Origin of the sequence: Pseudomonas sp. Pseusp97 (assembly GCF_047304025.1) — a bacterium.
In the GTDB taxonomy this organism is placed as follows: domain Bacteria; phylum Pseudomonadota; class Gammaproteobacteria; order Pseudomonadales; family Pseudomonadaceae; genus Pseudomonas.
The window spans coordinates 1-4,966 of the sequence record NZ_JBGLYK010000309.1 but is presented as its reverse complement, the minus strand read 5'-3'; the positions used below and the strand labels follow the sequence as shown (position 1 = coordinate 4,966).

The following is a 4,966-nucleotide window of genomic DNA, read 5'->3' as shown; positions in this document are numbered from 1 at the left end:
TAGGAGCGAGCTTGCTCGCGAACCGCCCAGCATTGAGCGGCTCCGGTTCGCGAGCAAGCTCGCTCCTACAAAAAAGCAAAAAGCCCGGCGCATGGCCGGGCTTTTCCGTTTGTCAGGGCAGCGCCTTCTCGGCGAAGGGCCGGTTGGGCAGGCCCATCTGTGCGCGGAAGCTCTCCATGTCGAACAGCGTGCACAGTTCCTGCAGCTGGTCCTGGCTGTTGAAGATCCAGAAGCCCATGGCCGAGATGCTGACGATACGGTCGCTGACCGGGTAACCCAGCACCGGGCGGGCGATGCTGCCCATCAGGGTGCTCCAGGTGAAGACCTTGTTGCCCTCGCGGATGCATTCCTCCACCGCTACTTCCAGGTCCTCCATGCCACTGCGGATCTCCTCCACCAGTGCCCGGTAGCCGGCGTTGTCCAGCGGCTGGGCGGTAAAGGCGCTCTTGTAGATGAAGTCCGGACTGTGCAACTGCTCCACCAGCGCCAGGTGTCCCTTGTTCCAGGCCAGGTCGATGTGGTGGCGGGCAATCTTCTTGAGGTCCTTTTCCGGCATGGCGACGTCCTTGGTCATGGGAGGCACGAGCGCCACTGTGTATCGCGCGCGATACACAGGCATTGGCCGGCGCGCCAGCCTCCCGACGAAAAGCTGCCGGTCAGAACGCTCCGGAGAGCTTCAGCGCGTGGTACACGGCGGCGAGGCCGAGGACGGCGAAGGCGGCAGCGGCCAGGCGGCGGATCAGGTTCAGCGGCAGGCGTTCGGCGGCGAAGTTGCCCGCCAGCACCACCGGCACGTTGGCGATCAGCATGCCCAGCGTGGTGCCGATCACCACCAGCCAGAAGTGCGGGTACTGCGCGGCCAGCATCACGGTGGCGACCTGGGTCTTGTCGCCCATCTCGGCGAGGAAGAAGGCGATCAGGGTGGTGAGGAAGGGACCGAATTTCTTCAGCGAGCCTTCTTCGTCGTCATCCAGTTTGTCCGGAATCAGGGTCCAGCCGGCGACGGCCAGGAAGCACACGGCCAGTACCCAGCTCAGCGTGCTTTCCGAGAAGAACGAGGCGACCCAGCTGCCAACGGCGCCGGCGGCGAAGTGGTTGGCCAGGGTGGCGGCGATGATTCCGGCGATGATCGGCCAGGGCTTGCGGAAACGCGCGGCGAGGACGAGTGCGAGCAGTTGCGTCTTGTCGCCGATTTCCGCGAGGGCAACGATCAGGGTGGGGACGAAGAGGGATTCCATCAGGCTTCCTAAAGGGGCGGGTCGACTAATCACCATGACACGCGCCACCTGCCCGCCCCGGGTCAGGTTGCTCGTGTCATAGGTCTTGTCAAACCCCGGCCTGAACGCTGCAGGCCTGGATCGTACGCGCCATGGTCTGCGGACCAAGTGTGTTGACGCGTACCGGGCGAGCTGGGCGCTCGCGGGAGACTACTCCCCTAGGACGGGGCGCATTCTGCCCAAGTCGCAGGACTTGGGCAAGCCTGCGCGGCGGATCAGTCGCGGGCGGGGCGGATGTCCATGTCCTCGTAGCGGATGAAGCGGGTGCCGTTCTTGAAGCGGTAGCCCAGCCAGATCGCGAGGAACAGTGGGATGGTGATGTAGGTGGCGACCAGACCGGCCCAGTCCACGTGCTCGCCGACGAAGGCCTGGTAGTTCTGCCCCAGGGTGATGACCAGGCAGAGGGTGAAGGCGAACAGCGGGCCGAACGGGAACCACTTGGCGCGGTAGGGCAGGTCGTTGAGGTTGCCGCCCTGCAGCACGAAGCCCTTGCGGAAGCGGTAGTGCGACACGGCGATGCCCAGCCAGACGATGAAGCCGCACATGCCCGAGGCGTTGAGCAGCCAGGTGTAGACGGTCTTGTCGCCGATGAAGCTGGTGAGGAAGCACAGCGCGCCGATCAGTGTGGTGGCGTAGAGGGCGTAGCGCGGCACGCCGCTCTCCGACACCTGGGTGAACAGGCGCGGCGCCTTGCCCTGGGTGGCCATGGTGTAGAGCATCCGGGTCGAGGCGTACATGCCCGAGTTGCCGGCCGAGAGGATCGCCGAGAGGATCACCGCGTTCATCACGCCGGCTGCGGCGGCGAGGCCCGCGCGCTCGAACAGCAGGGTGAAGGGCGAGGTGCTGATGTCGGTGCTGTCGGTCTTGAGCAGGTTCGGATCGGTGTAGGGGATCAGCATGCCGATCACGAAGATCGACAGGATGTAGAACATCAGGATTCGCCAGAACACCTGGCGAATGGCGATGGGAATGGATTTCTGCGGGTTCTCCGATTCGCCCGCCGCAACGCCGATCAGCTCGGTGCCCTGGAAGGAGAAACCGGCGATCATCGCCACCCCGATCATCGCCTGCAGGCCGCCGACGAAGGGCGCATCGCCGGTGGTGAAGTTGCTGAAGCCCGGGCTGTCGATGCCATGCATGATGCCGATGATGCTGGCCAGGCCAATGCCGATGAAGATCACCACGGCCACTACCTTGATCAGCGCGAACCAGAATTCGCTCTCGCCAAAGCCCTTCACCGAGAAGAAGTTGAGCATGAACATGATGCCGAGGAAGCCGGCGCTCCAGACCATGCCCGAGACTTCCGGGAACCAGAACTTCATCACCAGCTGCGCCGCCACCAGCTCCGCGGCGATGGTCACCGCCCAGTTGTACCAGTAGTTCCAGCCCATGGCGAAACCGAAGCCATCGTCGATGAAACGGCTGCCATAGGTACAGAACGAGCCGGAATCGGGAATGTACGCCGCCAGCTCGCCGAGGCTGGTCATGAGGAAGAACACCATCAGGCCGATCAGCGCGTAGGCGAGCAGCGCGCCGCCGGGGCCGGCGGTGGCGATGGTGCTGCCGGAGGCGACGAACAGGCCGGTGCCGATGGAGCCGCCGATGGCGATCATGTTCAGGTGACGCGGCTTGAGGGAGCGCTTCAGATGATGCGGTTTCTCCTTCGGCCCCATGGCGAAAGTCAGTTCGACGTCATCTTTGATTCTGCGATTCACGGGTGTCCTCGATATTTCAGGGCGAGCGGCGATGCGCCGATCCGTCGGGCTGCGTGGAGTGTAGTGCGAGCCTTGGATCAGCGCCGGGCGCTGTAGATACGGAAGCCGTCGGCCTCGGCCAGGGTGCGGCAGGGGCCCAGGTGCTGTTCGATCAGCGGCGGGTATTTCAGGAAGCTGTTGGCCACCAGGCGCAGTTCGCCGCCGCTCGTCAAATGGCGGGCCGACTGGCGCAGCAACTGTTCGGTGGCGGCGTAGCTGGTGTGCACGCCCTGGTGGAAGGGCGGGTTGCTGACGATGGCGGAGAGGCCTTCCGGCGCGGCATCGATACCGTCGCCGGCTATCACTTCGCCCTCCAGGCCGTTGGCGGCCAGGGTCAGGCGGCTGCTCTGGATGGCGAACGCGTCGACGTCCAGCAGCGTCAGGCGGCTCTGTGGATAACGTCGCTTGAGCGTGGCGCCGAGCACCCCGGCGCCGCAGCCGAAGTCCAGTACGTGGCCGGTGGGCAGTTTGTCCAGGTGCTCCAGCAGCAGCGCGCTGCCGCGGTCCAGGCGGCCATGGCTGAACACGCCGGGCAGGGTGATGACTTGCAGCGGGCCGTCGGCCAACGGCAGCTCGTAGCGTTGCGCGAGGGCATGCAGGTCAGGCGCTGCCGGTGCACCGTCGATGTGCGTGTGCCACAGCTGGCAGTGGCGGGCGCTGTCCAGCTTGCTGGCGCGGCCGAACTCGCCGAGCTGCTTGCTGGCGCGTTCGACGCCGGCGCGCTTCTCGCCGACCAGATAAAGCTCGCCGTCCGGCACGCAGCTGGCCAGCGCGGCGAGCAGGTAGTCGGTCAGTTCGCGGGACTTGGGCAGGAACAGGACGGCGGCGTCGAACCGACCCGCCGGCGGCGTGGCGCCGAAGTGGCAGTTGCCGGGATAACGACCTTCCAACTGGCGGGCATCGCCAGCATGCCAGCTCCAGCCCTGGGCTTGTGGCAGGTCGCCGAGCAGGGCGTCGGCGGGCAGGCCGGCGAGCAGGACGCGGCCCTGGAAGCGCTCGATCTGGCGCAGCAGCACTTCACTGGTAGGGGCGTTGGACATGCGGCCTCCTGGCGAAAAAGGGCGCGAGTTTAGCAGGGCTGCCGCGGCCGAGCCTAGGCGAGCCGTACCTCGGCGTTGGTCCAGAAGTCTTCGCCACGCAGTTCCAGCGCACCGGCCGCGACTTGTTCGCGCAGGCGCCAGGCCGCCAGCAGGTCGCTGACGAACAGGCCGTCGACGTAGGCCATGGTCGGGCCGATCAGCGATTGCACCGGGCGCCAGGTCTCGCTGGCGCTGTCCAGCAGGATACGGTCGATGTGGGCATAGCCGGTGCCGCTCAGCTGGCCATCCAGCCACAGGCGCAGCTCGGCGTTTTCCACCAGGGCGCGCTGCCAGTCCGCCGCCAGGCTTTGGCGCTCGGTGGCGTCCAGTTCGTGGCTGGCGGCCAGGGCGTTGGCCAGTTCGACGGGCTTGAGCATGGCGATGGCGTGGCGGTCTTCGCTGCGGCACTGGCCGCTGCCAGCGCCGACACTGCGCAGGCTGACGCTGGCCGGGAGCAGCGCGCAGACGCGGCGTAGCAGCAACTGCTCGCTGGCGCTGTCGCCATGCCAGAGGGTGACTGTGGCGACGTCCGGGCTGCGCAGCCAGTTCACTTCGGTGGCCATCTCGATGGCGATTTCCCGCTCGCGCAGCACGTCGCCGCCCAGCTCATGCCAGAACGCAGCGCGCTGCTGGCAGGGCGGGTTATCCACGTCATCCAGCGGGCCGACCGCCAGATCGTCGGGCATCACGCGGATTTTCTTCTCGGTCAGCACGCCCGCTTCGACCGCCCGGCGCAGGGCATCGGCGGCGCCGTCGCCGCAGACCAGACTGACACTAATACACATCTGACGCACCCGACCAATAGAGACGTGTAGAAGACGGTGGTCGCCGTATCAATAAAAAAAATCAGCGGGGG

5 protein-coding genes and 1 riboswitch are annotated in these 4,966 nt (G+C 66.1%); all 5 genes read right to left on the bottom strand.

The window, feature by feature from the left end; translation table 11 throughout:
• Positions 1-112: 112 nt before the first annotated feature.
• Positions 113-556, bottom strand: a complete 444-nt coding sequence (locus tag ACCC94_RS27725; RefSeq protein WP_413352802.1) for a ketosteroid isomerase-related protein — start codon at positions 554-556, stop codon at positions 113-115.
• A gap of 100 nt (positions 557-656) precedes the next feature.
• The gene (locus tag ACCC94_RS27720; RefSeq protein ID WP_413352800.1) at positions 657-1,238 is read right to left on the bottom strand and encodes a TMEM165/GDT1 family protein; all 582 of its coding nucleotides are present in this window, start codon (positions 1,236-1,238) and stop codon (positions 657-659) included.
• A gap of 6 nt (positions 1,239-1,244) precedes the next feature.
• Positions 1,245-1,448: riboswitch (yybP-ykoY riboswitch) on the bottom strand.
• Between the two features lie 44 nt (positions 1,449-1,492).
• Complete coding sequence (locus ACCC94_RS27715) at positions 1,493-2,950, bottom strand: amino acid permease (RefSeq protein WP_413352801.1); 1,458 nt, start codon at positions 2,948-2,950, stop codon at positions 1,493-1,495.
• 119 nt (positions 2,951-3,069) lie between these two features.
• Positions 3,070-4,071 carry a methyltransferase gene (locus ACCC94_RS27710; protein ID WP_413352799.1) on the bottom strand — a complete coding sequence of 334 codons (1,002 nt, stop codon included), beginning with the start codon at positions 4,069-4,071 and terminating at the stop codon, positions 3,070-3,072.
• Between the two features lie 53 nt (positions 4,072-4,124).
• Positions 4,125-4,895 carry a DUF3658 domain-containing protein gene (locus ACCC94_RS27705; protein WP_413352798.1) on the bottom strand — a complete coding sequence of 257 codons (771 nt, stop codon included), beginning with the start codon at positions 4,893-4,895 and terminating at the stop codon, positions 4,125-4,127.
• Between the last annotated feature and the right edge of the window lie 71 nt (positions 4,896-4,966).

Excerpts from the sequence above, each read along its gene's own strand:
- ACCC94_RS27725 (WP_413352802.1), bottom strand. The coding sequence starts at position 556 with ATGCCGGAAAAGGACCTCAAGAAGATTGCCCGCCACCACATCGACCTG.
- ACCC94_RS27720 (WP_413352800.1), bottom strand. The coding sequence starts at position 1,238 with ATGGAATCCCTCTTCGTCCCCACCCTGATCGTTGCCCTCGCGGAAATC.
- ACCC94_RS27715 (WP_413352801.1), bottom strand. The coding sequence starts at position 2,950 with ATGGGGCCGAAGGAGAAACCGCATCATCTGAAGCGCTCCCTCAAGCCG.
- ACCC94_RS27710 (WP_413352799.1), bottom strand. The coding sequence starts at position 4,071 with ATGTCCAACGCCCCTACCAGTGAAGTGCTGCTGCGCCAGATCGAGCGC.
- ACCC94_RS27705 (WP_413352798.1), bottom strand. The coding sequence starts at position 4,895 with ATGTGTATTAGTGTCAGTCTGGTCTGCGGCGACGGCGCCGCCGATGCC.